Origin of the sequence: Peptoniphilus sp. oral taxon 386 str. F0131 (genome assembly GCF_000090945.1) — a bacterium.
In the GTDB taxonomy this organism is placed as follows: domain Bacteria; phylum Bacillota; class Clostridia; order Tissierellales; family Peptoniphilaceae; genus Anaerosphaera; species Anaerosphaera mikwangii.
Map to the genome: position 1 here is coordinate 818,159 of NZ_GL349422.1, position 1,745 is coordinate 819,903.

1 protein-coding gene is annotated in these 1,745 nt (G+C 34.0%); it reads left to right on the top strand.

What is annotated here, in order from left to right; all coding sequences use genetic code 11:
• Positions 1–469: 469 nt before the first annotated feature.
• A partial coding sequence (locus HMPREF0629_RS03885; protein WP_009222062.1) for an S-layer homology domain-containing protein occupies positions 470–1,745 on the top strand: 1,276 nt, incomplete at its 3' end.

Here is a 1,745-nt window from a genome sequence, read left to right on the forward strand (position 1 = left end):
ACAATGACAGAAAAGAAGAGATCTCTCCATGCACACCTCCGGTGTTTAGTCGAGATGACAAGAGAGAAAAGATTCGTTCATTTTCAGTCGAGATGACAGTAGGAGGAAAGATTTTTTCACTGCGTTTCGTTCATTTTAGGTCAAGGTAACACGAATGAAAGAGCACTTTACACTATGGACGAGATGATAAAAATACAAAGTATTTCAAGATAACAAAAACAGTTATAATCATAATTAAAAGTACATAACAAATCACTTTGCTAAATTGATATAAATTTGTAATACAACTGTAATTTTACTTTTATTTCAAGTAGTGTATAATATAACAAAGAGGAACAATGACAACTAAATATTAATTGGCAAAAATTAATGTTTACTTGCCTACCTCTAAGCTGTTTCGTTCAAACAGCAAACAAAAGTTTAAGACTTTTGTAGGTCTACAAAATTTTTAAGGAGGTCGAAAGACAAGATGAACAAGAAATTTTTATCACTAGTACTTGCATTAGTAATGGTACTAGGAACATTCACAAGTGTCTTCGCCGCTGAAGAAACAAAGAAAGAAGAAGTTAAGAAGGTAGAAGGAAAACAACAAAAAATCCAATATCTTGTTGACAACAAATTTGTTGAAGGCGATGAAAAAGGACAACTTAACCTTAGTGATAACATCAAAAGATCAGAAATCACTAAATTATTAGTTTACGGAAACGGTCATAAGGCTCTTTCTGAAAAACTACAAGGCTCAATGAAGCTTTACAAAGACGTAGAAACTTCTCACTGGGCTAACGGAGTTATAACAGTAGGATCAACAGTTCCATCAACAGCTAACGGACAAGCAATGCTTAACGGTTATCCAAACGGAACTTTCTTACCTGACAACAACGTAACATATGCAGAACTTGCAAAAATGTTAGTTGTATTAGTAAAGAAAGACTTAACAGCTGATATGGTTAAAAAAGCTAATGCTAACTGGGCATCTCAATGGATGACTTGGGCAGCTGAACTTGGAATTCTTCAAGACGTTACAGTAGCTAACTCAAACGCTCCTGCAACAAGAGAAGATGCATTCACAATGATGTACAATGCACTATATGCAATGAAATACATCAAGAAAATGCCTGCTAACGAAACAATGGGTATCCTTTCTCAATTAAAGAACAGTGAATTAACACTTAACCAAGGAGACAAGGCTAAGACTGTTAAGATTACTAACGATACTACATTTGTACTTTACAACCAACACAACACTTTGGATGTAAACGCAGATGCTAAATCAAAAGTTAAGAACGTATTTTCAAATGCAGTAAAAGTAAGTTCTATTTCTAACCCATCTTATTACTATGGTTCACTTGTAAGAGTTCTTGTAAACGATAAGAACGAAGCAACTCATATTCTTGAACTTGGTAACCCAAGATATTTAGCACTTGGTCATAGCGACAATGCAAAATGGCAACACACAGCAATTACTGACAATGTAATTGATCCTAACAGACGTTGGGTAGATGTTGCTGATGCAACAGTTGAAACTTCTTTAACTAAAGAAGTTACACCTAATGGCGGATATGGAGTAGCTGCAAAGATTAACTATTATAACGGAAATGCTAAGTCTATCACATTTGCTGAAGGTACTCTTTCAAGAAAACCACAAAATGAAACAGGTAAAGAAGTATACAACAACAACTTTAACTTTGATAGAAAAGGAAAGTCTGAATTAAACTTAAGATTAACATCAACTACAAGATATTTTT